The sequence below is a fragment of the Kitasatospora purpeofusca genome (assembly GCF_036010405.1).
Lineage (GTDB): Bacteria > Actinomycetota > Actinomycetes > Streptomycetales > Streptomycetaceae > Kitasatospora > Kitasatospora purpeofusca.
Genome location: NZ_CP108561.1, coordinates 9,008,011 through 9,032,332, shown reverse-complemented (window position 1 = coordinate 9,032,332; position 24,322 = coordinate 9,008,011). Strand labels below are relative to the sequence as shown.

The following is a 24,322-nucleotide window of genomic DNA, read 5'->3' as shown; positions in this document are numbered from 1 at the left end:
CCGGCGGCGGTGGGTCAGACGGTGACCCGGACGGTGGAGACGGCCAGGTCCGCGTCACCGAGGTCGACGCCCACGGTGCCGGTGACGCCGGGGGCGGACCAGTGGCCGCCGCTGCGCCGTCCGGTGAAGCGGACCTCGTACGTCCCGGGGGCCAGGTCCGGCCAGGACACGGTCGAACGGGAGACGGCTCCCGCGGTGGCGGAGAAGAACCGGTCCTGGTCGCTCCGGTGCTCCAGGCGCTCGCCGCCGTCCGGCGCGGCGACGACCTCGTAGAGGGCCGCGCGGCCCGCGATCGCGGCGGTGTCGGCCTGGTAGCAGAAGCCCCAGTAGTACTCCGCCCGGACCAGGGCCTCGGCCAGGACGCCCCTGGTGGCCCGGCCGTTCCCGTCGAACTCCGCCGGACCGGCCTCGACATGGGAGCGGGCCCGCGACCAGCCGCCGCTGCCGTAGCCCTCCACCGTGGCGCCGACGATCCAGTCGCCGGTGCCGGTCACCGACGGTTCGGCCGGCGGGGCCGGGCGCGGGGGCGGCACGAAGTCCTCCACACCCCGGTGGACCATCAGCAGCGCGCTCCGCCGGTCCCCCTCGGGCCCGTCGGTGAGGGCGAGCAGGCCCGGGGCGTGCCGGGAGTCGTGCCCCGCGACCGCGACCGGCGGCGTCCAGGCCGTGCCGTCGAACACGGTGTGGAACAGCTGCCGTCCTCCCCGGCCGGGGAGGACGGCGTGCAGGGCGCCGTCGAACGAGGCCAGCGCGACGCGCGCGGAAACCGCGACCTCGATCTCGATCTCGACCTCGACCGGCGCTGTCCAGGCCGCGCCGTCGAACACCGTGTGCACGAGGCGGCCGCTGCCGCCCCCGGCGAGGACGTGGACGCCGTCGGCGTGCGCGGCGGCGGCCAGGAACGACGCTCCCGCCAGCGCCTCGACCTGCCCCTCCACGCGCCGCCACTGCCCCGACGCGTCGTCACGGACGCAGTGGACGCCGCCGCCGAGGTCCGGGACGAAGGCGTGCAGCGCGCCCCGGAACGCGACCAGGGCCGCCCCCTCGGCGCCCGGGACGGGAAGCGCCCGACCCTCCCGCCACACCCGGGCAGCGGCCGCCCCCGCCCCCTGCGGCCGGTCGTAGGCGAGCTCCACGAGCCGCGCCGGCGAGTCCGGCTCTTCGGCGTCCCGCACCGTCAGCAGGACGTGGACGGCGCCGTTGTGCACGGCCGCGGCCGGGATGCCGGTGCTCACGGCGTTCTCGTACCGGACGCCGATCCCGCTCTCGTAGTGGACCGACGTGCCGACGACGGCGTCCGGGGCCCAGGTGACCGCCTCCGCCACCGCCGCCTCGGCGGCCGCGATCGCGTCGTCCTGGTCCGCAGCCGCATCCCTCGACGCTTCCTTCAACGCGTCCAGTTCCGCCGCCCGCCGCCGGGCCTCGGCCGGGTCGAGACCCGTCCACCGCAGATCGAGGACGTCGTGCTCACCCTTCCCGTACGGCTCGCCGAGGTGCAGGCACAGCAGTTCGTCGTCGAGCGCCACCAGGACCGGTTCGGCCGCGCTCCGGTGACCGGGGAACCGCGAGTCCGGCCCCCAGCCACCCTCCCGGCGGTACACCGACCGCCACAGGTTCCGGTCGTCCACCGTCTGATCGGCCATCAGCCGTGCTCCCCGCTCGCTCCACCGGCGCCGCCCCTGGACGGGCGGGCCTCCCTGCCCGGAACGTAGCCCGCCGCCCACCCCCGCGCGGCCAGTGGCCCGAACCGGCCACACCACGGCCGGGGAACGGCTCGAACGACGCCCTGGACCTACCGCACCACGCGGTAGCGGAGGTGGACCACCCGGGAGGTGAAGGTGCGGGTCTCCAGGAGTTCGAGGTCCTCCCGGCGCTCGCGCCGGGGGAAGTACGGGATGCCGCCGCCGACCAGCACCGGGTGCACCCGGGGCCGGTACTCGTCGATCAGGCCCGCGGCGGCCACCGCCGCCGCGAGGGTCGCACCGCCGATGGCGATCTCCCCCTCCCCCGGCTCGGCCCGCAGCCGGGCGATCTCCTCCGCGACCGTGCCGGTGGCCAGCCGGGCGTTGCCCCGCACCTCCGACAGCGTGGTGGAGAAGACCACCTTCGGGAGCGGGTTCCAGAGCGCCGTCCACTCCCGCTCGACCTCGTCGAGCGACTGCTCCTGCTCGGCGTTCTCCCAGTACAGCATCGTCTCGTACAGCCGGCGCCCCATCAGATGGACGTCCACCCCCCGGAGCTCGTCGAGCGCGAGCCGGAACACCTCCTCGTCCGGACCCGACCAGTCGAAACCGCCGTCGGGCCCGACGATGTAACCGTCGAGCGACATGCCCATCGAGTACGTCACCTTGCGCATACCGGCTCTCCTCCTCGTCCCCGGGCTCCGACAGTAGGGCCCGGGGACGCGGCGAGGGCGGTCATGTCCGGCGGGGTCCCCCGGACGGAGCACCCCGCCGACACGGGCTCCGGGACCTCCCCCGGGAGGAACTCGCCGAGGACTTCGAGCTGTAGGACGCACTGGCCCCGGGCGGCTCAGCCGATGGTGATCCTGAAGATCTTGTCCGAGCCGTCCGGCTGGTTGCCGTTGTTGTCCGCGTTGGTGGTGGTCAGCCAGAGCTGGTCCGCGCCGGGGACCTTGCTGACGGTGCGCAGCCGGCCGTAGGTGCCGACGTAGTAGGAGGTCGCGGTGCCGACCGACTCGGTGTCGCCGTTGATCGGGATCCGGTACATCCGGGTGCCGCGCAGCGCCGCCAGGTAGACCACGTTGCGGACGATGGCGATGCCGCTCGGGGAGGCCAGGTTGACCGGCCAGCTGGCCTTGGGGTCGGTCAGGCCGGACTTGCCGCAGGTGCCCTCGCAGGTCGGCCAGCCGTAGTTGGCACCCGGCTTGATCAGGTTGAGCTCGTCGTACTTGGAGTCGCCGAACTCGGCCTCCCAGAGCCGGCCGTTGCGGTCGAAGGCGAGGCCCTGCGGATTGCGGTGGCCGAGGCTGTAGACGTAGTTGTTGAACGGGTTGCCCGGGGCGGGCTTGCCCGCAGTGGTCATCCGCAGGACCTTCCCGTTGAGGGAGTTCTTGTCCTGCGCGAGGTCGGGCGTCTGGCCGTCGCCGGTGGTGGCGTAGAGGTAGCCGTCCGGGCCGAAGGCCAGCCGGCCGCCGTTGTGGTAGCGGTTCTTCTTGATGCCCTGGAGCAGGACCGTGTAGCCGGAGAGGGCGCTGCCGTTGTAGGTCATCCGGACGATCCGGTTGCCCTCGGCGGCGGTGTGCATGAAGTACACGTAGTGGTTGGTGGACCAGTTGGGGTCGACGGCCACGCCGAGCAGACCGCCCTCGCCGTCGGTGGTGACGGTGTTCGGCACCGCGCCGATCTCCGCCCTGGTACCGCTCTTGGCCTGCTTGAAGACCTTGAAACTGTCGCGCTCGGTGACCAGCGCGCTGGAGCCGTCCGGCATCCAGGAGATGCCCCAGGGCACGGTCCAGCCGCTGCTGAGGGTGGTCGGCGAGCCCGGGACCCCGCCGTCGGCCGGACAGGCGGCCGTGGTGAAGGAGACCGGGGCGGAGGCCGGGGAGACGCCGCCAGCCGCGTCCTTGGCCACCACGGTCAGGGCGAACGGAGCGTCGCAGGCCAGGCCGGTGACGGTGGTCGTGGTCGCCGGCGGGGCGCCGGTGACGGTGGCCAGCACGGCGCCGCCGCTGCGGACCTCGTACGCCACCACGCCCTTGTCGTCGGTGGCGGCCCCCCAGCCGAGCTCGGCGGAGGTGGCGGTGACGGCGGAGACGGTGGGGGCGCCGGGCGCGCTCGGCGGCGGGTCGTCCCCGGCGCCGGTGGTGCAGTCGACGGCGACGCTCGCCGGGGAGGCGTTGCCGGCCGCGTCCCGGGCGATCACGCTGAGGTTGTAGTTGGTGCCGGGGGTGAGGCCGGTGAGCACCTTGGTGGTGGTGTCGCCGGGCGTCTCGGCGAGCTTGTTGCCGTGCTCGTAGACGTCGTACGCGGTGACGCCGACGTTGTCGGTGGCGGCCGGCCAGCCGAGGGTCAGGCCGTTGGGGCCGATGGCGGTGCAGGACGGCTGGCCCGGGCGGCTCGGCGCGGTGGTGTCGGCGGTGGTGGCGCCGACGGTGAGCCGGTCCAGGTTGGGGCCGCCGTTGGCGGTGGTCGCGGTGGCGCGTACGGTGTTGTTCCCGGCCCGGAGCGGCGCGTTCAGCGTCCGGCCCGCCCAGGTGTTCCAGTCCGCGGTGGCCGGGAAGGAGACACCGGCGGCGACCAGGGTGCCGTTGACGGAGACGTCCATCGGGCGGTCGACGGCGGTGCCGTTGGCGTAGCGGAGGGTCAACGGGGCGGTCCCGGCCGAGGTGGCGGTGACGCCGAACTCGACGTAGGAACCGGCGACGTTCGTGTAGTCGACGAAGCCCGTGCCGGTGTACCCGGTGTGGTTGGTGGCCACCGCGCCCTGGACCACGGTGGCGTCCTCCGCCTGGTAGTCGGTGGCGGCGAGCAGGGGTCGGGCCTGGGTCTGGGCCTGGGCCTGGGCCGGGGGGACGGCCGCGGTGGCGATGATCAGTGCGGCGACGGCAAGTCCAGCGCCGCCTGCGGATGTCGGACGCATGCGCTCCTCCAAGGGGTCAGCGGACGGTGATCCGGTCGAGGTTGGGGCCGCCGTCGGCGGTGGTCGAGGTGAACCGGACGGTGTTGGCCCCGGCCTTCAGGGACACCGGCAGGGCGGCGGTCGCCCAGGTGTCCCAGTTCGCGGTCGGGGGGAAGGCCCGCCCGGCGGCGATCCGGGTGCCGTTGACGGCGATGTCCATCGGCCGGTCGGCGGCGGTGCCGTTGGCGTAGCGCAGCTCCAGCGAGGCCGTCGAGGCGGCCGCCGCCGGGACCGTCCACTCGGCGTAACTCCCCTGCGTGTTCTCCAGGTTGACGAAACCGGCGCCACTGTGACCGGCGTGGTCGGTGTCCACGGTGCCCCGCGGGACCCGTGCCTCGTCCGCCCGGTAGACCCCGGAGGGGCCGGCGACCAGCTGGTAGCCGCGCATCGCCCTGGTGAGCAGGTAGCAGTCCTGGAGCGAGCCGGAGGTGTCGCCGAGCGAGCGGTAGATGCCCCACTTGGGCCGCACCCGGTCGGCGAGGAAGGTGTCGACGCCGGTCCGCTCGATGTCGACGACGGTGGCACCGGCGCTGCGCAGGGTCCACCGGACCGCCCCGGAGGAACCGTCTCCCACCGTGATCCGGAAGTCCACGTCCACCCAGCGGTCGTGCAGCGGGTCCAGGCCGGTGCGCCCCACCAGGACGTCACTGATGGGGAGGTGGAGTTCGATGGTCTGCGCGCCGCCGACCCGCCGCAGCGACTGGACCACGATCGGCGAGGTGCCGTTGCCGGGCTGCTTCATCTGCATGATGTGGGTGAAGCTGGTGGTGGCCTTCAGCACGGACGGGATGTACATCGCGTAGGTGGTCCGCCAGGTCTGGCCGGACTTCCACTCCAGGAAGGCGCCGCCCGCCGGGCTGCGCATACCGGTGACCTCCTGCCGCTGCCGGTCGGTGGCGGAGTCCCGGTCCACGGTGTGCATGGTCCAGCGGTAGGTGTCGCCCTCGGCCCGGATGTGCGGGTGCCCGGCGGGGTGGGAGTCGGCGCGGTCGTCCTCGATCGTCTCGAAGGCGGCGAGCCCGTCGGCGGCGGCCGACGGTGCCCAGCGCTGCTGCCAGCTGGAGACGCTGAGCGCGGTGGCGGAAGTGGTGGCAGCGGCGGCGGCGGTGGCGGTGGCGGTGGTTCGGGGGAGTCCGACGGTGGCGGCGGCGGAGAGCGCGGCACCGAGGACGGTTCGACGGGTGGGCCTGTTCACGTGACTCCTTGCGGTCGGGGGAGAGCGCCGGAGAGCAGTGGAAGGGGAGGGCCGCTGGGACGGACGGGCCGCCAGGGCAGGTGACGTACAGAATCCCGGCGTGAGGGTGCACGGTCAAGGCATTTGGTTAGGAAACTTTCCCAATTATTGCCAGCGGCGCCGCACCGGTCCACCGCGACGCCACCCTCGAACGGGTGATGACGGGTCAGCGGTCGACCGGTCACGGGCCGGTCCCGGTCCGGGCGGTGACGGTTCCCGGGGCGGACGGCCGGGTACCTCCGGGGCGGGCCCGGGACGAGGGGGGACCATGGCGCTGTACTGCGAACTGTGCGGCACCCGGACGGACGGGGTCGAACGGCTCGGCGTCTACTGCCCGGGCGAGTACTGCGGCACTGATCTGCGGGCCGGGGCGGACGCCGGGGTGCGGGCCTGGTGCGAGCCGGAGCGCCGGTTCGGGGTGGCCGGTGGCACGGTGCTGGTGGACCTGCTCGTGTGCAACTCCGGGCCCCGCGCCACGGGCTTCCACCTCGAACCGGTCGAACCCGTCCGGGGGCGGCTGGACTTCGACCGACGCGCGGCCGGGGCGCCGCTCGCCTCCGGGGCGACCCGCCGGATCGAACTGCGGTACACCGTGCCGTTGGACCTGGTCGGGCCGGCCCTCGACATCGCCTCCCGGTTCGGCGTACCGGCGGCCGACGTGGTGGGCCGGGCGCAGGGTGCGCTGCCCTCGCGGTTCGGTGTCGCGCTGCGGGTGGCCGCGACCTCGGCCCACCAGGGGGCGGCCTGCGCGGCGTTCGCGGTGGACGTGCCGGGGCAGCTCGACGTCGACCTGGATCATGACGGCGTCCGGGGTCGCGACGACGGGAACCGCAGTGGCGGGAGCAGCGGCGGGCGACCGGCGACGCCGGGGCGGCCGCAGCGGCCCGGGCAGCCGGACGGTGGGACCGGCAGTCGGACCGGCGGTGGCTGCGGACCGTTGGTGATCGCTGTCCTGATGGCGGTCGTGGCAGTGCTGGTGGCGGTCGTCGTGGTGCTCGGCCTCGGTAGGGGCAGGGGCACCTCCACAGCGGGGCCGGTCGAGGGCACCGAGGTCCCGGCGGGCGCGACCGTCGTCCTGCGGGTCTCGGACGGGCGGGCGCCGGTCCCCGCCGTCGCGGGCCTCACCCGCGCCGACGCCGAGCAGTTGCTCCGGGACCTCCACTTCACCAAGGTCACGGTCTTCAGCGAACAGGACGGCACCAAGCCCCTGAACCAGGCGCTTCGCACCGACCCGGCCGCCGGCACGGTGGTGGCCCTGGACGCACCGGTCACGCTCTGGTTCGCGACCAGACCCGTCCTCCGCTGAGCCGCGACCCACCGCCCGCCGGAACACAGCGAGACGCCGCGGCCCGGTGGGGTGCACCCCACCGGGCCGCGGCGCAACAGCTCAGCTCGGCTCGACCCGGCACCGAAGGCCGGGTCGTGGACGGTCAGGCCGGGGCCGACCCCGCGAGCACCTCGTTGACCAGCTCCCGCGCCTCCTCCTGGACCCGGGCGAGGTGCTCGGGCCCCTGGAAGGACTCCGCGTAGATCTTGTACACGTCCTCGGTGCCGGACGGGCGGGCGGCGAACCAGGCGTTCTCGGTGCACACCTTGATGCCGCCGATGGCCGCGCCGTTGCCCGGGGCCTCGGTGAGCACGGCGGTGACCGGCTCGCCCGCGAGGTCGCCGGCCTTGACCTGCTCGGGCGACAGCCGGGAGAGCAGCGCCTTCTGGTCGCGGTCCGCCGGGGCGTCCACGCGGGCGTAGGCGGGGGCCCCGAAGCGGTCCGTCAGGTCGCCGTAGTACTGGCTCGGGGTGCGGCCGGTGACGGCGGTGATCTCGGCGGCCAGCAGGGCGAGCAGGATGCCGTCCTTGTCCGTCGTCCACACCCCGCCGTCGCGGCGCAGGAAGGACGCGCCGGCCGACTCCTCGCCGCCGAAGGCGATCGAGCCCTCCAGCAGGCCCTCGACGAACCACTTGAAGCCCACCGGGACCTCGACCAGCCCGCGCTTGAGGTCGGCCGCGACCCGGTCGAGCATCGAGGAGGACACCAGCGTCTTGCCCACGGCGGCGTCGGCCGGCCAGTCGGCGCGGTGGCGGTAGAGGTAGTCGACGGCGACCGCGAGGTAGTGGTTCGGGTTCATCAGGCCGCCGTCCGGGGTGACGATGCCGTGCCGGTCGGCGTCGGCGTCGTTGCCGGTGGCGATGGCGTACTCGTCGCGGCGGGCGATCAGCGAGGCCATCGCGGCGGGCGAGGAGCAGTCCATCCGGATCTTGCCGTCCCAGTCCAGCGTCATGAAGCGCCAGGTCGGGTCGGTGACCGGGTTGACCACGGTCAGGTCGAGGCGGTGGGTCTCGGCGATCCGGCCCCAGTAGGCGACGGAGGCGCCGCCGAGCGGGTCGGCGCCGATCCGCAGGCCGGCCGAGCGGATCGCGTCCAGGTCGAGGACGGAGGCGAGGTCCTCGGTGTAGGAGGTGAGGTAGTCGTGGCGGCCGGTGGTCGCCGCGGCCAGGGCGCGGGCGTACGGGACCCGCTTGACGCCGCGCAGGCCCTCGCGGATCAGGGCGTTGGCGCGGTCCTGGATCCAGCCGGTGGCCGCCGAGCCGGCGGGCCCGCCGCTCGGCGGGTTGTACTTGAAGCCGCCGTCGCGGGGCGGGTTGTGGGACGGGGTGACGACGATGCCGTCCGCGAGCGACTGCGGGCTGCGGCGGTTGTGGGTGAGGATCGCGTGCGAGACGGCGGGGGTCGGGGTGTACCCGTCGGCGCTGTCCAGCAGGACGGTCACGCCGTTGGCCGCCAGCACCTCGACGGCGGTGGCACTGGCCGGCTCGGACAGCGCGTGGGTGTCGGCGCCGAGGTACAGCGGCCCGGTGATGCCCTCGACGGCCCGGTACTCACAGATCGCCTGGGTGGTGGCGGCGATGTGGTCCTCGTTGAAGGCCGCGTCCAGGGAGGAGCCGCGGTGGCCCGAGGTGCCGAACGCGACCCGCTGGCCGGGCTCCTCCGGGTCCGGGTGCAGCGTGTAGTAGGCCGTCACCAGCCGCGCCACGTCCACCAGGTCGCCCGGCTGCGCCGGCTGTCCGGCCCGTGCGTGTGCCATCGTCTTCTCCCACTGGAATGTCTCGCCGTGCGCCCGGCCTGCGGCCCGGCGCTTCCTTGCCCCGTGCTCACCGATCGTAGCCAGTGCACGACCGGTCGCCGAACCGGGGCGGGGAGGTGCCCCGCCGTTTCCCCATCGACACCGCCTCGGCGCCGCGCCGTCACCCGAAGGACACCGCACGGACGGAACGGCGCCTCGCGGAGGGTCCGCCCGCGGGCCGAAGGGGCCTCAGTCGGGGAGCTTCTGCCGGTGGGACTCCAGGACGGGGGCGACGACGGTGGCGAGGAACTCCGTGACGCGGTAGGTCGCCAGGCCCTCGACGGAGAACGGATCGGTGCCGACGAGCGCCTCGATCGCCGCCCGGTCCTCGCCCGCCGCGAGGATGATGCCGCCGTCCCGGGGCACCTTGCGCCCGGAGGCCAGGAAGGTCCCGTCCGCGTAGTGGCGGTTCAGCCAGTCCACATGATCGGGCAGGCGGGCGTCGATCCGGTCGAGCGGCACGGTGTACGTCAGTTCCAGCACAAACATGCGCCCGAGCCTATCCGGAGGGCCTGCCCGCCGGATCGGACGGATCCGGCGGGCAGGACGCGGCACGGGGCCGCCGCGGTCCGAGGGTGGGCGAGGATGGATTCGAACCATCACAGCCGAAGCGGGGGCTTTACGGGCCCTTGGGCTCTCCCAGGCCCAGCTCGCCCTCGGTCGTCGGGATCCGTACCTTGCCGTTCCTTGTTGTTCCTTGATCCCGACAGCTCCACTCTCCCCCGGGGCACCGGTGCCGGACAACCGGGTTTCCGGCCACCGGCCGTCCGCCCCCGAACTGCTCCGCAGGGCCGTCCGCGCTGGTCGCGGGCGTGTCGGGCGGGCCCGAGGGGTGTCCGGATCCCCACCCCCGACCCCCAATGTGGTGTAGACCACTCTCCGTACTCCGGACGGACCGCACCGCCGGGCCGCACCGCCGGACCGACCGTCACCGAACCGGTCCGTTCCCGGCGGTGCCCCTGGACGTCCGGACTGCGATACAACACTGCTCATATGACGATTGATCGGAGAAATCTGAAATGAGCAAGTCAGCTCTGCCCCGCCGCAGCGTGATCGTCGGTGCGGCGGCCACCGTTGTCGGATGGAACACGGTGGGCCGCTCCTGGGCCGTGGAGGCCGCCGACCCGGAGGCCGCCACCGCCTCCGCCACCGCCTCCGAGGCCGCCTCCGACGCCGCCGCCGGCACCGCTTCCGGCGCGGACGCGCTCGCGCGGCTGCCGCACCTGGACGGGACCCTGGTGGCCGACACCGCCACCCTGGCCCGGTTCGGCGGGGACTTCGGACACCTGGTGACCGCCGCCCCGCGCGCCGTGCTGCGGCCCGGCTCGGTACGCGACGTCGCCACCCTGGTCGGCTTCGCCCGCCGCCACCGCATCCCGGTCGCGATGAACGGCCAGAGCGGCACCGGCGACGCGGCGGAGCTGGAGTCGCACTCCAGCTACGGCCAGGCCGGCGTGCGCGGCGGCGTGGCGATCGACTCCCGCGGCCTGGACCGGATCATCCGGATCACCCCCGGCCGCGCCGTCGTGGAGGCGGGCGTCACCTGGGCGCAGCTGACGGACGCCGCACTCGCGAAGGGCTGGATGCCGCCCAGCCTGACGGACTACCTGCACCTGTCGGTCGGCGGCACGCTGAGCGTCGGCGGCATCGGCGGCGGTGTGCAGCGCTACGGCTTCCAGGTGGACACGGTCGAGTCGGTGGACGTCGTCACCGGCACCGGCGAGCTGGTGACCGCCTCGGCGAGCGCCAACCGCGAGCTGTTCGAGGCCGTGCTCGGCGGCGGCGGGCAGGCCGGGCTCATCGTCCGCGCCACCCTGCGCCTGGTGCGGGCCCGGGAGCGGGCGCTCGTCCTCAACCTGTTCTACGACGACCTGGGCGCCTACCTCGCGGACCAGAAGAAGGTGATGCTGGAGCGGCGGTTCGACCTCCAGGTCGGCGACGTGTCGCGCAACGCGGCCGGGACCGGCTGGCGCTACAAGGTGGAGGGCGTCGTCCACTACGACGGCACCGCCGCGCCGGACCGGGCGAAGCTGGTGCGCGGCCTGCGCTGCGTCGCGGCCGACACGACCTTCACCGACCAGACGGCGCGCGAGTACGCGTACCGGGTGGACGCCTTCGCCGGGTTCCTGAAGGGGGCCGGGCTCTGGTCGCAGCCCAAGCCCTGGATGAGCCTGTTCCTGCCCGCCTCGGCCACCGAGACGTTCATGCGGGAGGCCACCGCGCTGCTCACGCCGGAGGACCTGGGAGCCGGCCTGCTGCTCTTCTACCCGTTCCGCACCGATGTGTTCACGCGTCCGATGACGGTGATGCCGGACGAGCCGGTCGGCTTCCACTTCGACCTGCTGTCGTTCCCGTTCCCGGGCGCCGACCACGCGGCCGCGCTGCGGCGCAACCGCCGGCTGTACGACCGGGCGGTGCAGTTGGGCGGCAAGCGGTACCTGATCGGCGCGATCCCGGACGTCACCCACGCCGACTGGCGCCACCACTACGGCTCCCGGTGGGGGCGCGTGGTGGCGGCCAAGCGCCGCTTCGACCCGGCCGGGATCCTCACCCCGGGCCAGGGCATCCACTCCTGACACCGCGACCCGGTGCGGCGCGCGCGCCGCACCGGGTCGCGCCGCACCGGATCTCGCCGCACCGGCTCACACCAGGCGGTGCATCCCCAGCGAGGCCGGGGCCGTCCCCACGAACCCGTACTGGGCGTACAGCCGGTGCGCCTCCCCGTCGGCGATCAGCGACACGTACGCGCCCTTCTCCGCGCGCCGCTCCAGCTCGGCGGTGAGCCGCGCCATGATCCGCTTGCCCAGCCCGCGCCCCTGGTGCTCGGGGAGCACGCACACATCGACGATCTGATAGATCACACCGCCGTCGCCGATGATCCGCCCCATCCCGACCGGCGCGCCCCCGAAGTCGACGGTCACCCCGAACCAGGTGTTCGGCAGCCCGGCGGCCACCGCCGCGGCCGGGCGGTCGCTCATCCCGGACGCCGTCCGCAGCCGCCGGAAGGTCGCCACGTCGGGCACACCGGCCCGCACCTCGTAAGGGTCAATATTGCTATTCATGCATTACAGCATACCTGTCGGCCGCCCCGCCCCCGCTGCGCGGGTTCCCCATCGGGCAAGGAGGCCGGGGCAGCGCAACCGCACGGACCCTCCGGCCGGTCGTTCACGGGTATGAGCCCTCGCGAGAACCTCCGCACGAAGATCGGCCCCACCCCGCTCCGGCGCGCCCTGGCCGCGCTGCTCGCAGCACCCGGTGCGGCCGCCCCCGGCCGCCCCCTCCGGAGCGCCCGGACCGGCGCGCCGACCAGGGCCGCGGCACCGTGACCCCACATCCTCGCAACCCGGCTTCCCCCTCGTCCACTTGGGGCGACGGTGCGGGCCGACCGACGCACACCCCGCGTTACGGTGGGGCCATGAGCTACCGCCACCCCGACCGCGAGCAGATCCGGATCGAACACGTCCTGACCGCCCTCGGCAACCCCGTCCGCCTCTCCGCCGTCAGGGTCCTGAACGGCGGCGGCGCGCACAACTGCGGGAGCGTGCTCACCGCGATCGGCATCACCGCGAAGTCGACGATGACCCACCACTGGCGGGTACTGCGCGACAGCGGCGTCATCCACCAGCTGCCGTCCGGCCGGGAGAACCTCCTCCTGCTGCGCCGCGAGGACCTCGACGCCCGCTACCCCGGCCTGCTCGACGCCGTCCTCTCCGGTGCCCGCGACGACGAGCGGCGCGCGCCGGCGGAGTGACCCGGGAACGGGTCCGGGGCGGCCGGTGCCTCCACCGCCCGCCCCGGACCCGTTCCCCGCCTGTCAGTACTGGGTGGTGACGGTGACGCCGCTGAAGGCGGTCCTGCCGTAGAGGGAGATGAAGCGGTAGCCCTCAGAGGGCGTTCTGCGAGTGTCGGTGGGTCTCGTCGTGCTTGAAGGCGGGTTGTCCGGTTTTAGGGCTTCCCGACCGGCCGGAAACGCGGTGCGCTGGTGGGCGTGGGTGGACGTGTTCCGTACCCGAGCGACCTGTCGGATGAGGCCTGGGAGCTGATCCGGCCGGTCATCGTGTCCTGGAAGGGCCGGCACACCTCGGTCAGCGGCCACCAGGGCGCCTAGGACATGCGGGAAATCGTGAACGCGGTCTTCTACCAGAACCGGACGGGCTGTCAGTGGCGCTACCTGCCCCATGACCTGCCGTCCTGGTCGGCGGTGTTCTACTACTTCGGCCTGTGGCGCCAGGACGGGCTCGACCAGTGGATCCAGGAACTCCCGCGCTGCCAGGTTCGGGAGAGGGACCGCCGATCAGAGGACCCGTCCCTCGTGATCATCGACACCCAGTCCGTCCGCGCGGCCGCCGGTGTTGCGACGACCACGACGGGACTGGACGCGAACAAGAAGGTGTCGGGCCGCAAGCGGGGACTGGCCGTCGACGTCATGGGGCTGATCACCGGTGTCGTCGTCCTGGCCGCCTCCGCCCCCGACAACGCCGCCGGCGCCGCCCGGCTCGACCGGGTCTCCGAGCGGTGCGGGATGCGTCTGACGAACACCACCTACCAGGCCATCGTGAACGCCTTCAACCAGCATCCCGACCAGGCATTCCGGGCACGCGAGCTGCACGAACTCCTCGGCATGCCCACCGAAGAGGCGTCCGTCAACATCACCCGCAGCCGCCTCGGACGCCTCACCCGCCAAGGCTTCCTCGCTCAACCCGGACGCGGCCGCTACCAGAAACGGACTTAACGTCCACTCACACCATCCGCGTCCACCGGTTCTGTATCTCTGTCTTGTTCTCGCCCCTTGCGCCACCCGGGTGAACCCACTGGGCGCTGCGACCCGTGTGCCCAAGTGACAGCTGGTGCCACTGATGGCACTCGCGCCTTCTTGGGGAGGGAAGTTGATGAAACGTCATGGTCGGCGCCTGGTCGCCCTGGCTGCATCGATGGCGGCCGCGGTCTCGCTCGTCGTCGCTTCGGGTGGCATGTCGGCGGCTCAGTCGGGCACCGGGGCAGCGGGTCTGCCGGGGATCGGGGGGCCGGGAACGGCGGTGATCGCCGCGGACCGGCAGGACCTGTCGGTGAAGGCCGAGCCGGGTGGGGTTCAGTGCACGGAGGTGGCCGTGGGGTCGGCGCCCGGGAAGGCGGGTGCGGCGGCCGAGTGCGTGCAGGTCACCGACGGCCCGGCGGGTCGCAGGAGTGTTTCCGAGGCCGTCAGCAGCACGCAGGACGGTGCCGGGACGTGCTCGATCGGCAGCGCGGGGTACTGGTCGTACGAGCGGTTCGGGTCGTGCCTGAAGGACATGACCACGACCTACACGCTGCGCGACGACAAGGGCACCGCCATCGGTTCGGCCCAACTCAAGATCAACCTGAGCATGTCGCTGAGCGCCACGAGCTCGATGTGGACCGAACTGGTGACGGTCACCATGGTGTCCTCGACCAGCAACGTGCCGAGCCTCAACATCGCGTTCGACGCCAGCTGTACGGCGCCCTGCCAGATGGGCGCGGCCAAGCCCTGGGCGGGCGCCCGTACGCTGACGCCCGGGACGTCGGCGCAGGGTACGGTCCTGTACTCGGACTCGCCCGCCGTCGGGGCTGTCGACTCCCTGGCGAACGATTACCACATGTACGTCACGCAGGACAACACCATCCCCCTGCAGCCGAACGTCAACTGGACCAATCCGCGCAAGGTCCGCTGCGACAACGCCGTCCACGAGCCAGGCAAGGGCTCGCCCGGATGCGTCTACGCCGACGTCCGGCCCGACCTGTCCTACTCCCTGACGGACTACGGTGCGGCGGCCGCGACCTACGCCTTCGCACTGAACTACCTGCCCAACATGCCCAAGCAGTTCACGCGACTGAAGGGCGACAGCGAGCCGAACCGCAAGCGCACCTGCGGCGCGCAGAGCACGGTGCCGTTCGCCCAGCTGGACCCGGTCGCGTTCCCGGAGGACAGCTGCGACGAGTTCCCCTTCGCCGGGACGTACCAGGGCGGCACGAACGGCGGGCTGTGCGCCGAGATCGTCCCCCAACTCACCAACGGCAACTGGACGTTCCGTGAGACGACCGGACACCCGGTCACGTACAAGGAGTCGTGCGTGCGGGGCCACGTCCCGCTCCCGGTCAACAAGGCGGCCGGCGGGAAGTACGGCAGCTTCGTCCAGACGCAGCGCCTGATCGACACCGAGGCGTTCACCGTCTCCTGGACGACCTGACGTCCACGGGTCCCGGCCCGAACGACACCGTGGCCGCGCCCGGGGGCCTGTCCCCCGGGCGCGGCCGCGGAGCCCCGACAACGAACGGCCCGGCAGAAAGAGGATCGCGACGATGACCACGCAGGACCCCTGGTGGGCGCACGACATCATCGTGTGCCTGACCTTCGCCCGCCACCGCGGCCCCGCACACGTCCTCGACGCCTACGGGGCAGCCGCCGAACCGGTCCGGGAGCTGACGCTGCAGCAGGCCCGCACCACCCTCCCGATCGCGGAGGGAGGCGTCGTCCTGCGCACCGGTGTCCTCGGGGACGGGGAGTGGGCGTTCTGCCACGAGAGCGGCGAGCCCGAGGGCTTCAAGGAGGCCGTGCTCTCACGCCTGTCGGCAGGCACCGAGGCCGTCCAGCTGTACAGCGTCAACGGCATGACCACCCTCGAACGCTACCGGGACGGCGTACGGATCGAGTCCTTCGAGGCGGGCTTCCCGTCGACGCTGCGCAGCGGCCCGGACCACCCGCTGTGGGACGCGGTCCAGGTGCTCCCGGACCGCTCCACGGCCACGCAGGCGGCCGAGGGCGTCCAGGCGTACCTGGGCGTCCACATCGACGGCGACGTCCTGGAAGGCCCCCTGCCCACCGCGTACCTGCCTCCGGAGCGACGGGCGCCACTCTCCTCCCGCGCCCCCGCAGCCCCGGAGGACGCGTCCTCACAGGGGCTCGGCCGCCTCCTCCCAGGGCTTCCCCCGCACCCCTGACCCGCCGGCGCAGGACGCCACCGCTCGGGACACCACCGGCCTCGACCTCCACCCCGCCAGAATGGGGTCTGTACAGCCAAAGGCTCTGTCCCGTAATCGGTGGGTGACGAAGGGTGACGTCGGTCATTGGCATGATGTGCGTGATGTCAACGAGCTTGTGAGCGTGGTGTTTTCGGGGCTGCCGGCCCTCGTCATCGAGGGGGTGGCGGACGAGGGCGAGGTCATCCGACAGGTCGCTCGGGTACGGAGCACGTCCACCCACGCCCACCAGCGCACCGGCGCACCGCATTTCCGGCCGGTCGTGAAGCCCTGAAACCGGACAACCCGCCTTCAAGCACGACGAGACCCACCGACACTCGCAGAACGCCCTCTCAATGGCGTTGGTGACGGTCAGGGTCTGGGTGGTGCCGCAGTTGGCGGTGTTCGCACCGTAGATCGGGCCGACGTACGTCCGGTGGTCGGCCCGACTCGCGAAGACCACGACCCGCACCGACGACTCGTGCCGGCCGGGGACGGGACCGTTGTCACGCCAGGTTGTGGAAGAAGGTGTCCTCACCCCTGAGATCGGCGCAGACGGCGGCGAGTTCGGCCGCCGTGAGGTCCTGCGCCAGGAGGTGGGGGTTGCGTTGCAGGTCTGCCTGATCGGCAGTGCGGCCTCGGTCAGACGCTTGGCGAGGTCGCAGACGCCGTAGGAGGCGCACCGGCCCTCGTCGAAGTAGGCTGCCGTACTGGCGGTGCCGACCCACAGCGGGGCAGTGGCGCCGGTCATCGACGAGCTGTCGAGCAGAGCCTCGACCAGCGGCCGGACCTTGCCTGGAAGGCCGGGTAATAGTGTTGCCGAACAGACCGGGGCCGAACGGCAAAAGTCCCGTCCGACCCCGGTCCGCCCGCTCAACCCGACACGGCCGTGGGGCAGTCGGGGGCGACCGCCGTCGGGGCGGAACGGGCGTCCGCGCGCGCCGGTCGCAGGGCCAGGGCGAGGAGCAGGCCCAGTAGCATCCCCGCCGCCGCGAGCAGGACCACAAGGAACCCGCCGTCCGCCGTGGCGCGAGCCAGTTCCCGGCCGCTCAGGCCGTCGCTGCCCGCGTCGGCGAGGGCGGTGAACAGCGCGAGGCCGATCGCGTTGCCGAGGTTCATGGTGGTCGAGGCGGCGCCGCTCGCGATGCCCTGCTCCTCAGCCGCGGTGCCCGCCGCGGCGGCGATCCACATGGCCGTCCAGACCACGCCCTGACCGAGACCGGAGACCACCAGCCCGGGCAGCAGCGCGAGATAGCCGGCGTCGGCGTCGAAGCCCGCTGCCAGGGCGGCGGTCCCTACCGCGCCGACCGCGAACCCTCCGAGCAGGGTGGGCCGCAGGCCGGCCCTGGTGGTCAGCCGCTCGCCGAGCTGGGTGCCGGCGGCGATCGCCAGCGAGGGGACGAGGAACGCGAGCCCGGTCTCCAGGGCGCTGTAGCCGTGCACGCTCTGGAGCAGCACGGTGAGAAAGTACGGCAGGACACCGAAGGTCGCCATGTAGAGGAAGGTGATCGCCGCACCGGCACTCAGGCTGCGGTTGCGGAACAGCCGGAACGGCATCAGCGGGTCCGCACTACGGGTCTCGACCAGGGCGAACGCGGCCAGCAGGAGGAGCGCGGCAGCGAGCGAGCCGAGGATCCACAGGTCGGCCCAGCCTCGCTCGGGGGCCTCGACCAGCGCGAAGACCAGCAGGGTGGCACCTGCGGTGACGGTCAGCGCGCCCGGCAGGTCGAAGCGGCGACGCTCGGTCCGGGCCGGGTCGGGCGGGACCACGAACACGGCGGCGACCGCGATGGCACCGGCCAGCGGCACGTTGACGAAGAAGACGGCGGGCCAGCCGAAGCCCTCGGTGAGCACCCCGCCGAGCAGCGCCCCCAGCGTCAGCCCGCTGGCGCCGGCGCCGCCCCAGACGGCGAGGGCGCGGTTGCGGCGCGGCCCCTCCTCGAACAGGGTGTTGACGAGGGAGAGGATCGCCGGGAGCAGCAGTGCCCCGCCGATCCCCTGCACGATCCGGGCGGCCACGATGACCTCGGGCGACCGGGCCAGCCCGCCCGCGAGCGAGGACAGTGCGTAGAGCACGAGCGCGCCGACGAACACCCGCCGCCGCCCGAGCAGGTCACAGGCCCGACCGCCGAGCAGCAGGAAGCCCCCGGCGAACACGACGTAGGCGCTGACCAGGAGTTGCTGGGTCTGCCCGGGGAAGCCGAGGTCGGTGCCGATCTCGGGCAGGGCGACGAAGACGATGTTGAGGTCCAGGGCGAACACTGCCTGCCCCAGGGCCAGCAGAACCAGCGTCCAGCCCAGGCGGGCGGGACTGAGGGGTGTCACGGGCATGCGGAGGTGCTCCTCGGTCTCGGTGAGGCTTCCGGTCTGACTGTACGTATATTCACGTACAGTCAGACCTTCAAGCAACACCGATTCCCTGCGAACGGGACTGCTGCGGGGGCGCCTTGGGCGGCAGACCGCTCGGGGAAGCGCCCGGCGCAAATGCTCGCTCGCGGCCGGCCGGCGCTCCGGCCGACCGCGAGCGAGCTCCGGGCAGCCGCGCCTACCAGGTGTCGCCGGCGGGCTGGCGGGTGGTGGCGTTGATCCGGTTGAAGAAGTTGGTCAGGCTGATCCACAGCACCAGCGAGGCCAACTGCTTCTCGTCGAAGTGCTCCGCCGCCGCGTTCCACACCTCGTCCGGCACCACGGCCCGGTCCGCGAGCCGCGTCACGTGCTCCGACAGCTCCAGCGCGGCCCGCTCGGCCTCCGTGAAGAACGGCGCCTCCCGCCACGCCGCCACCGCGTGCAGCCGCTCGTCGGTCTCCCCGTTCTTCTTCGCACTCGCGACGCCGCCCACCACGCAGTAGCTGCACCCGTTGATCTGGCTCGCCCGCAGGTGCACCAGCTCCAAGACGCTCTCCGGCACGCCGCCCTTCTTCGCCGCCTTCACGACCCCGAGGATCGCCGGCAGCGCCTCCGGGATCACCACAGCCGGGTTCGCCATCCGCGCGTCGGTCATCGATCTGCCCTCTTCCGTCCGTCCATGTGCTCGGTCACTGCACTGACGCACGCCGACGGAGGAATGTGACAGCCCCGGAGGATCTTTTCCCCGGACGGGCGGCACGGGATGATCACCGGGTGACAGATGTGATCTTCTTCGACCTGGACGGCATCCTCGTCGACCACCGGAGCGCCGTCCTGGAGACCATCGGGCACGTCGTCCGGGAGGCGCCGGACGCCACGGCTCCGGCGGAGGAACTGGTCGCCCTGTGGTGGGCGCTGGAGGCCCGCCACATGCGGGAGTACCTGGCCGGGGAGTGCTCCTTCGCCGAGCACCACCGCCGCCGGGTCCGCTCCTTCCTGCCGGCGCTCGGCGAGCCTGTCCCGGCGACATCCGAACTCCTGGACGCGTGGGTCGCCGAGCGCTACCTCGGGCCGTTCGCGGAGTCCTGGCAGTGCTACCCCGACGTCCACCCCTGCCTGGACGCCCTGGGCAAGCTCCCCGAAGGGCCGCGACTGGCGGTGCTCACCAACGGCGACCCCGGCCAACAGCGCGCCAAGCTCGCCCGGTTCGGCCTCCTGGAGCACTTCGAAGCCGTACTGACCCCGACCGAGCTCGGCACGGCGAAGCCCGCCGCCTACGCCGCCGCCTGCCGGCTGATGGGGGTCGACCCGGCCCGGGCGGTCAACGTGGGCGACATGCTGGAGAGCGACGTGCACGCGGCCGACCGCGCCGGCCTCACCGGCATCTGGCTGGACCGCGGCATCGACTTCGTCACCGGCGGCCCGTCACCGACCCCGGCTGAACCGGTAGTTCGGATCGAGCGCCTCACCGACCTCCCCGGGCAGCTGGCGGGGTGACGCGCGCCGATGGCGGAATGTGGCAGCTACTGCATGAGGTGGTCGAACTCCCCCGCCTTGACGCCGCATATGAAGACTCGGAGCCTCTCCGCCGTCGTCGTGATGACGACGTCAGGCTCGTCACTCTCCCGGATCCTGATACCCCCATCGGCGGCCGCCGCGAGATATATGCAGTTCGCGGCGTCGCCACTGAATGAGGACTTCTGCCAGGTTTGAGCAGCCACAGTTCTTCCTGTCTCAGATGCTTCGGGCAATTCGGCGGACCAGGTCGCGTGACGCACCCGGCTTGAGCGCGCTCGCCTCCAGCCGATCCACCACAGCTCGATACTTGACCAACTGCGGCTCAGTGTCGATGAACTCGGATCGATCCCCATCCACCTGAACGCTGTCCAGTCGCGCAACCTCCGCGACAAAGTAGACGATCCCTGCGCCGGAGCTGGGATAGCTTCCGGTTCCGAACGGGATCACCCGCAGGTCGACGTGGGAGTGCTCGCTCATGGCCAGGAGGTGGTCCAACTGGCCACGAGCAACCTCCGGGCCACCGAAGCCGACCCGCAGTGCGGCCTCGTGGACGACGGCCGCGACCGGGATCGGCTGTTCCTGGAAAAGCACCGCCTGCCGCTTGATGCGGTGCGAGACCAGGTGCTCCACTTCAGGTGGCGACAGGAGTGGAACAACATCCCGGAAGAGCGCGCGGGCATGCTCAGGCGTCTGCAACAACCCTGGGATGTGAATCGCTGATGAGATCCGCATCGACACCGCATGGTGTTCCAGTTCCGCCAGGTCGAGCGCCCCGGCCGGAAGGATCTCGCGGTACTCCTCCCACCATCCGCGCGTGCGACCACCGGTCATACCGGTGAGCGCCTCCACCAGAGCGTCGTCCGCACAACCGTAGAGCCGGGCCAGCGCCCGAACCCGGTCCGCGCTCACCGGGTATCCCCCGGATTCGATGTTGCTGATGCGGGACTGCTGGGTGCCGTGCAGTTCCCCGGCCCGCGTGACCGACAGACCCGCCTGCTCGCGCAACCGGCGCAGCTCCGCACCGAGTCGCCGCTGCCGAATGCTCGGCGGGACCTTGCTGGGCGGCATCCGCTGCTCCCTTCCTTCGCTCGCCACGGCCGAGCCCGCTCACCCTTTGGAGTGACAGTGTCATGGATTCTCTCAAGGCGGTGGACTACATACTACCGACTGGCTACTTTTGATGATGCATCAGGGCTGCGAACTGCCACTGGTGGTGGCAGCTCGGCATTCAACTCCCTCACAGGCAGGAGACTTCCATGCCCGCTGTGCCGTCGCAAAACTCCCTCCCCTCCTTCGACCAGGAGCTGTGCGAGCTCGTACTCGACACCGCACCCCGGCAGTTCGCGGTGGTCCAGGTGTACGACGCCGGCGGCCAGGACGCCGACGGCTGGGTTGCGGCCTGGGGGTTCACCGATGACGACGGGAGGGCGCATCTCCTCGTCGCCGACGGGCGGACGCGGATGACGCTCACCTCGCCCGAGCGAGCCCTCTGCCTCTTCGCGGGGCGACCGGGCCTCTCCGCCAGACTCGTCTGGCTCGCTCGACCCGGCGCCGCCGCACTGGACCGGGCCGAAGCCGCTTGAGCGCGAGCACCCATGGCACCGGGACGCGGGACCGACGGAGTACCCCGGCCGGGGTCACCGTGCGGCGACCCCGGCCGGCCCTGGTGCCAGGCCCGCGACCAGATCGCCCGCCGTCAGGCGCTCAAGGCTCTCCGGCGCGGCGTCGACGGGGCCCGGGTAGAGGCGGTACAACGTTCCCGACAACTTCTCCGGCGCAGGGACGTCGCCGTCCACGAGCGCGACGAACACTCGCCGCCCGGACAGGAGTTGAGGAAGGGCCGGAGTGGATTCCCGGTCCTCGTCGCGGAGCGCGACCAGGCGCGCCGCGAAGGCACCGACGCTCTCCCCCGTGCCGCGCCGCCAGTGCCGCAGTCCGCCGTCGAGCCCGCGCACCACCACCTCGTCGGTGCACGCGGCCGCGCGGGCGACCGCGAGGTCCCAGAGGGTGGCCCGGTTCTCCGGGGAGAAGTGCGCCAGCACGTCGCGGCTGAGGGCGCCCACCTCGGCCTGGTGCCGGTAGACGCTGTGGAAGCCGCCGTCCGCACCGGTGTTGAGATCGGTCCAGGTGTAGCGGCGGTCGGCCAGATCGACGATCATCGGCACGCAGACCTTGGCGTCACCCACCAGGTCCAGTCGCTGCCGCACGGCCCTGGGGTGGAAGTGCGGGCTCCCCGCGGACCCGGCGCCGCCGAGGTCCATGAACCCGGTGAAGGCGTCGGTCAGTTGCTCGAAGGAAACGTCGTTGTAGCTGAACACGATCATCACCGCGTACCGTGATCCGGTCTCGACCAACCGCGCGAGATCCAGGTCGACGAACTCCGTCGCCCCGTTCGGCGGCGGTGCGGACACGTAGTCGCCCGAGTGCACGGCGGCCCGGTCGCCGTGCACCAGGCTGGTGTAGTCGCACAGGCCGGTGAACCGCCACTGCTCGTCGTAGAGCGCCACCGACAGGTCCAGGTCGACCCGCAGCTCCTCCGGCTGCATCCAGTGCAGGAACAGCCGCAACCGCTCCCCCGCCGGCAGCCGCTGGCGACTGCCTCGCGGTACGCACACCAGGGTCTTGGCGGCGGCGCGCTCGGCGAACGGCGCGACCAGTTCGCCCAGCCCCTCGTCGAGCAGCGCCAGCTCGTAGCGCTCACCGTCGGCGCCGCCCCGGCGCAGCAGCTCGGCCTCGATCGACTCCACGACCGGGAGGGCGAGTTCGGCGGGCACCACGGTGCCGTGGTCCTCCCGGGCGTGGGCCAGCGAGACCGTTCCGCGCGGGAAGTACAGCCGCCGCTCCCCCGCCGTCCGGGTGCCGCGCAGCGCGCCGTACGCGCCGAGCAGCGGCCCGGGGGCGACGCGGGTCAGCGCGGCGGCGACGGTGTTCAGCGCGGACGGGGAGAGCGGTGTCCCGGGCGCGGCGGTGGCATGCGTCCGCAGAACGTGGTGCAGCCTGCGCACCAGTTCGCCCGGCCGTGCGGCCAGCACCCGCAGGGCGCCCCCGGTGTCCCCGGCGGCGAGCAGGGTCTCGACCCGCCCGGCGAATCCGGTGAACCCCAGCCGGGTGTGCTCGCCGGTGCTCACCACGCGCAGCGGCCCGGCCGGTGGTTCGGCGTGTTCCCGGCCCACCTCGTGGGTACGGAGGTCCGTCCCCCTCAGCACCACGAACGCCGTGGTGACGTTGGGGAGGCGCCGCCGGTGCTCGTACGGGTGCAGCAGTTCGCCCGCGCGCAGCCAGGCCGAGCGGTGGCGGCGCAGGTCCTCGACGAGTGCCGTCGGGTCCAGGCCCTCCAGGATGTCGAGCAGGCCCCGGCGCACCGGCCGGGGCAGGCCCTTCAGCCGCAGCCGGCGGGCGGTCGCGGGCAGCAGGTCGGGCTCGGCGCCGGACCACGCCCAGAGCAGCCGGAGCACGTCGGTCGCGGTGTCGATCCGTTCGGAGAGGATCGGCAGCGCGTCCACGCCGCTGCGGCGCAGCAGGGCGGCGAGGACGGTGGCCTTGGTCTCCCGGACGGGGATCTGCGCGGGCAGCCGCCGCGGCAGGTCCTGCGGCGCGTGGGCGAGCAGCGCGGTCAGGTCCTCGCGGTCCTGCGGGGAGAGCGGGGTGCGGCGGGCGAGCAGCCGGTCGAACTCGCCCATCGCGGCGGTGACCTGGTCGGCCGTGATCAGTCGCAGCGGCCGCAGGGCCCGTTCGCCGCCGAACTCCTCGGCGGCCTTCCGGCCGATCCGGTTGTCCTCGGGCAGGTAGGTGCCCGCGCCCAGCGGCGTCCCGCAGGTGGGGCAGTGCTCGCCCCGCCCCTGTGCCGTCAGCCCGTCGAAGCAGCCGGCGCAGAGCAGGTGCGCGCACGGCGCGAGCGCGCCGATCCCGGCCTCGGCGCCGCGGCGGCCGCAGTGGGCGCACGGCTGCCGGGGCTGGTTGAGCAGGAACGCCCGGATCTGCCGGGTGAAGAACAGCTGCGCGTGGTCGGGCACGGCGTCGGGGAAGCGGCGGAACAGCGGCACGTGCTCCCGGTCCGCGCCGAGCAGGTGGTCGATCCGGGCGAGCAGCCCGTCACCGGCCTCGGCCAGCCCCGAGGGCGACAACCTGGCCAGTGCCGAACGCAGTTCACTGGTGAGCAGATACCCGCGCCTCGCCAGATCGGCGTCCAGCGCCACCAGGCCGCGGGTGCTCCACGGGTCGGCATCGGGGAGAAGGTCGCCGGGGGCCACACAGACGGCGCCGCGCCGGCGGAGGAGGAAGGAACCGAGATCGAGGTCGACATCGCTGTCGAAGGGAGCCGTGATGGCTCGGGGCATGCGGAAGGACCCCCACGAACGAGGCAGAGAGGTTGAAGAAGCGGGCGGAGAGGGGGCGCACTGCAGGTTTCGGAAGGAAGGAGAAGGAAGCACGCTGCGGAGCCGCCCGCGTGATCAACCTAGTGGAGCCCTTCCGCGGGGCGCCACCGATT

The 24,322-nt window shown here is 72.7% G+C and carries 22 protein-coding genes, 1 tRNA gene and 3 pseudogenes; 10 read left to right on the top strand and 16 right to left on the bottom strand.

The annotated features are described in order from the left end of the window. Nucleotides 1–14 precede the first annotated feature (14 nt). The 5 genes and pseudogenes from OG715_RS39275 to OG715_RS39255 all read right to left on the bottom strand — a co-directional run. Complete coding sequence (locus OG715_RS39275; protein ID WP_266272437.1) at nt 15–1,643, bottom strand: hypothetical protein; 1,629 nt, start codon at nt 1,641–1,643, stop codon at nt 15–17. Between the two features lie 149 nt (nt 1,644–1,792). Then, a complete protein-coding gene (locus tag OG715_RS39270) occupies nt 1,793–2,356 on the bottom strand; it encodes a dihydrofolate reductase family protein (RefSeq protein ID WP_266272438.1) in 564 nt (187 codons plus the stop codon). 176 nt (nt 2,357–2,532) lie between these two features. Next, nucleotides 2,533–4,602, bottom strand: coding sequence for a PQQ-dependent sugar dehydrogenase (locus OG715_RS39265; RefSeq protein ID WP_266272439.1), 2,070 nt, complete (start codon nt 4,600–4,602; stop codon nt 2,533–2,535). Nucleotides 4,603–4,618: 16 nt separating this feature from the next. Continuing rightward, nucleotides 4,619–5,029 carry a carbohydrate-binding protein gene (locus OG715_RS39260; protein ID WP_266274547.1) on the bottom strand — a complete coding sequence of 137 codons (411 nt, stop codon included), beginning with the start codon at nt 5,027–5,029 and terminating at the stop codon, nt 4,619–4,621. Continuing rightward, nucleotides 5,009–5,836 (bottom strand): annotated as a pseudogene (locus OG715_RS39255) (hypothetical protein); the annotation flags it as partial. The gene OG715_RS39260 and the pseudogene OG715_RS39255, both read right to left, overlap by 21 nt. 307 nt (nt 5,837–6,143) lie before the next feature. Between OG715_RS39255 and OG715_RS39250 the strand changes: the two are divergent. Next, nucleotides 6,144–7,181: a PASTA domain-containing protein gene (locus OG715_RS39250; protein WP_266272440.1), complete on the top strand. Its 1,038-nt coding sequence runs from the start codon at nt 6,144–6,146 to the stop codon at nt 7,179–7,181. 124 nt (nt 7,182–7,305) lie between these two features. Here OG715_RS39250 and pgm read toward each other — a convergent pair whose 3' ends face one another. The 3 genes from pgm to OG715_RS39235 form a co-directional block, all read right to left on the bottom strand. Beyond that, nucleotides 7,306–8,958, bottom strand: a complete 1,653-nt coding sequence (pgm, locus tag OG715_RS39245; protein WP_266272441.1) for a phosphoglucomutase (alpha-D-glucose-1,6-bisphosphate-dependent) — start codon at nt 8,956–8,958, stop codon at nt 7,306–7,308. A 228-nt stretch (nt 8,959–9,186) separates the two neighbouring features. Next, nucleotides 9,187–9,486, bottom strand: coding sequence for a YciI family protein (locus OG715_RS39240; protein WP_266272442.1), 300 nt, complete (start codon nt 9,484–9,486; stop codon nt 9,187–9,189). An 87-nt stretch (nt 9,487–9,573) separates the two neighbouring features. Next, nucleotides 9,574–9,653, bottom strand: a tRNA-Tyr gene (locus OG715_RS39235). 363 nt (nt 9,654–10,016) lie between these two features. Here OG715_RS39235 and OG715_RS39230 point away from each other — a divergent pair. Next, entirely contained in the window at nt 10,017–11,573 is a 1,557-nt protein-coding gene (locus tag OG715_RS39230; protein WP_266272443.1) for an FAD-binding protein, read from the top strand. 66 nt (nt 11,574–11,639) lie between these two features. Here OG715_RS39230 and OG715_RS39225 read toward each other — a convergent pair whose 3' ends face one another. After that, a complete protein-coding gene (locus OG715_RS39225) occupies nt 11,640–12,059 on the bottom strand; it encodes a GNAT family N-acetyltransferase (protein ID WP_266272444.1) in 420 nt (139 codons plus the stop codon). A gap of 111 nt (nt 12,060–12,170) precedes the next feature. Between OG715_RS39225 and OG715_RS39220 the strand changes: the two genes are divergently transcribed. The 3 genes and pseudogenes from OG715_RS39220 to OG715_RS39210 all read left to right on the top strand — a co-directional run. Next, complete coding sequence (locus OG715_RS39220) at nt 12,171–12,323, top strand: hypothetical protein (RefSeq protein ID WP_266272445.1); 153 nt, start codon at nt 12,171–12,173, stop codon at nt 12,321–12,323. A gap of 89 nt (nt 12,324–12,412) precedes the next feature. Further along, nucleotides 12,413–12,748, top strand: a complete 336-nt coding sequence (locus OG715_RS39215) for an ArsR/SmtB family transcription factor (RefSeq protein ID WP_266272446.1) — start codon at nt 12,413–12,415, stop codon at nt 12,746–12,748. A 237-nt stretch (nt 12,749–12,985) separates the two neighbouring features. Beyond that, nucleotides 12,986–13,514, top strand: a pseudogene (locus OG715_RS39210) (transposase); the annotation flags it as partial. A gap of 572 nt (nt 13,515–14,086) precedes the next feature. Here OG715_RS39210 and OG715_RS39205 read toward each other — a convergent pair. After that, nucleotides 14,087–14,287 (bottom strand): hypothetical protein, encoded by a 201-nt coding sequence (locus tag OG715_RS39205; RefSeq protein ID WP_266272447.1) that lies wholly within the window; start codon nt 14,285–14,287, stop codon nt 14,087–14,089. Between OG715_RS39205 and OG715_RS39200 the strand changes: the two genes are divergently transcribed. The 3 genes from OG715_RS39200 (at nt 14,286) to OG715_RS39190 (ending at nt 16,264) form a co-directional block, all read left to right on the top strand. After that, a complete protein-coding gene (locus OG715_RS39200; RefSeq protein ID WP_266272448.1) occupies nt 14,286–15,200 on the top strand; it encodes a NucA/NucB deoxyribonuclease domain-containing protein in 915 nt (304 codons plus the stop codon). The two genes, OG715_RS39205 and OG715_RS39200, sit on opposite strands and share 2 nt — an antisense overlap. Nucleotides 15,201–15,312: 112 nt before the next feature. Beyond that, entirely contained in the window at nt 15,313–15,951 is a 639-nt protein-coding gene (locus tag OG715_RS39195) for a DUF6461 domain-containing protein (protein ID WP_266272449.1), read from the top strand. A gap of 103 nt (nt 15,952–16,054) precedes the next feature. Next, nucleotides 16,055–16,264 carry a hypothetical protein gene (locus OG715_RS39190; protein WP_266272450.1) on the top strand — a complete coding sequence of 70 codons (210 nt, stop codon included), beginning with the start codon at nt 16,055–16,057 and terminating at the stop codon, nt 16,262–16,264. Between the two features lie 102 nt (nt 16,265–16,366). Here the strand turns inward: OG715_RS39190 and OG715_RS42565 are convergent. From OG715_RS42565 to OG715_RS39180, 3 genes and pseudogenes are all read right to left on the bottom strand, one after another. Further along, nucleotides 16,367–16,846, bottom strand: a pseudogene (locus OG715_RS42565) (collagenase); the annotation flags it as partial. After that, nucleotides 16,843–18,300 (bottom strand): MFS transporter, encoded by a 1,458-nt coding sequence (locus OG715_RS39185; protein WP_266272451.1) that lies wholly within the window; start codon nt 18,298–18,300, stop codon nt 16,843–16,845. The pseudogene OG715_RS42565 and the gene OG715_RS39185, both read right to left, overlap by 4 nt. A gap of 214 nt (nt 18,301–18,514) precedes the next feature. Then, nucleotides 18,515–18,970, bottom strand: coding sequence for a carboxymuconolactone decarboxylase family protein (locus OG715_RS39180; protein WP_266272452.1), 456 nt, complete (start codon nt 18,968–18,970; stop codon nt 18,515–18,517). 119 nt (nt 18,971–19,089) lie between these two features. Between OG715_RS39180 and OG715_RS39175 the strand changes: the two genes are divergently transcribed. Next, complete coding sequence (locus tag OG715_RS39175; protein ID WP_266272454.1) at nt 19,090–19,812, top strand: HAD family hydrolase; 723 nt, start codon at nt 19,090–19,092, stop codon at nt 19,810–19,812. 26 nt (nt 19,813–19,838) lie between these two features. Here the strand turns inward: OG715_RS39175 and OG715_RS39170 are convergent, their stop codons facing one another. Both OG715_RS39170 and OG715_RS39165 read right to left on the bottom strand, forming a co-directional pair. Then, the gene (locus OG715_RS39170; protein WP_266272455.1) at nt 19,839–20,036 is read right to left on the bottom strand and encodes a DUF397 domain-containing protein; all 198 of its coding nucleotides are present in this window, start codon (nt 20,034–20,036) and stop codon (nt 19,839–19,841) included. A gap of 13 nt (nt 20,037–20,049) precedes the next feature. Further along, nucleotides 20,050–20,901 carry a helix-turn-helix domain-containing protein gene (locus OG715_RS39165; RefSeq protein WP_266272456.1) on the bottom strand — a complete coding sequence of 284 codons (852 nt, stop codon included), beginning with the start codon at nt 20,899–20,901 and terminating at the stop codon, nt 20,050–20,052. A 188-nt stretch (nt 20,902–21,089) separates the two neighbouring features. On the opposite strand from OG715_RS39165, the gene OG715_RS39160 reads away from it, so the two are divergent. Continuing rightward, a complete protein-coding gene (locus OG715_RS39160; RefSeq protein ID WP_266272457.1) occupies nt 21,090–21,416 on the top strand; it encodes a hypothetical protein in 327 nt (108 codons plus the stop codon). Nucleotides 21,417–21,470: 54 nt separating this feature from the next. Here the strand turns inward: OG715_RS39160 and OG715_RS39155 are convergent, their stop codons facing one another. Next, the gene (locus OG715_RS39155; RefSeq protein ID WP_266272459.1) at nt 21,471–24,170 is read right to left on the bottom strand and encodes an MXAN_6230/SCO0854 family RING domain-containing protein; all 2,700 of its coding nucleotides are present in this window, start codon (nt 24,168–24,170) and stop codon (nt 21,471–21,473) included. Between the last annotated feature and the right edge of the window lie 152 nt (nt 24,171–24,322).

What these genes read in the sequence shown, in the direction of transcription:
- OG715_RS39275 (WP_266272437.1), bottom strand. Translation starts at nt 1,643, where the DNA reads ATGGCCGATCAGACGGTGGACGACCGGAACCTGTGGCGGTCGGTGTAC.
- OG715_RS39270 (WP_266272438.1), bottom strand. Translation starts at nt 2,356, where the DNA reads ATGCGCAAGGTGACGTACTCGATGGGCATGTCGCTCGACGGTTACATC.
- OG715_RS39265 (WP_266272439.1), bottom strand. Translation starts at nt 4,602, where the DNA reads ATGCGTCCGACATCCGCAGGCGGCGCTGGACTTGCCGTCGCCGCACTG.
- OG715_RS39260 (WP_266274547.1), bottom strand. Translation starts at nt 5,029, where the DNA reads ATGCGCGGCTACCAGCTGGTCGCCGGCCCCTCCGGGGTCTACCGGGCG.
- OG715_RS39250 (WP_266272440.1), top strand. Translation starts at nt 6,144, where the DNA reads ATGGCGCTGTACTGCGAACTGTGCGGCACCCGGACGGACGGGGTCGAA.
- pgm (WP_266272441.1), bottom strand. Translation starts at nt 8,958, where the DNA reads ATGGCACACGCACGGGCCGGACAGCCGGCGCAGCCGGGCGACCTGGTG.
- OG715_RS39240 (WP_266272442.1), bottom strand. Translation starts at nt 9,486, where the DNA reads ATGTTTGTGCTGGAACTGACGTACACCGTGCCGCTCGACCGGATCGAC.
- OG715_RS39230 (WP_266272443.1), top strand. Translation starts at nt 10,017, where the DNA reads ATGAGCAAGTCAGCTCTGCCCCGCCGCAGCGTGATCGTCGGTGCGGCG.
- OG715_RS39225 (WP_266272444.1), bottom strand. Translation starts at nt 12,059, where the DNA reads ATGAATAGCAATATTGACCCTTACGAGGTGCGGGCCGGTGTGCCCGAC.
- OG715_RS39220 (WP_266272445.1), top strand. Translation starts at nt 12,171, where the DNA reads ATGAGCCCTCGCGAGAACCTCCGCACGAAGATCGGCCCCACCCCGCTC.
- OG715_RS39215 (WP_266272446.1), top strand. Translation starts at nt 12,413, where the DNA reads ATGAGCTACCGCCACCCCGACCGCGAGCAGATCCGGATCGAACACGTC.
- OG715_RS39200 (WP_266272448.1), top strand. Translation starts at nt 14,286, where the DNA reads ATGACCACGACCTACACGCTGCGCGACGACAAGGGCACCGCCATCGGT.
- OG715_RS39205 (WP_266272447.1), bottom strand. Translation starts at nt 14,287, where the DNA reads ATGTCCTTCAGGCACGACCCGAACCGCTCGTACGACCAGTACCCCGCG.
- OG715_RS39195 (WP_266272449.1), top strand. Translation starts at nt 15,313, where the DNA reads ATGACCACGCAGGACCCCTGGTGGGCGCACGACATCATCGTGTGCCTG.
- OG715_RS39185 (WP_266272451.1), bottom strand. Translation starts at nt 18,300, where the DNA reads ATGCCCGTGACACCCCTCAGTCCCGCCCGCCTGGGCTGGACGCTGGTT.
- OG715_RS39180 (WP_266272452.1), bottom strand. Translation starts at nt 18,970, where the DNA reads ATGACCGACGCGCGGATGGCGAACCCGGCTGTGGTGATCCCGGAGGCG.
- OG715_RS39165 (WP_266272456.1), bottom strand. Translation starts at nt 20,901, where the DNA reads ATGCCGCCCAGCAAGGTCCCGCCGAGCATTCGGCAGCGGCGACTCGGT.
- OG715_RS39160 (WP_266272457.1), top strand. Translation starts at nt 21,090, where the DNA reads ATGCCCGCTGTGCCGTCGCAAAACTCCCTCCCCTCCTTCGACCAGGAG.
- OG715_RS39155 (WP_266272459.1), bottom strand. Translation starts at nt 24,170, where the DNA reads ATGCCCCGAGCCATCACGGCTCCCTTCGACAGCGATGTCGACCTCGAT.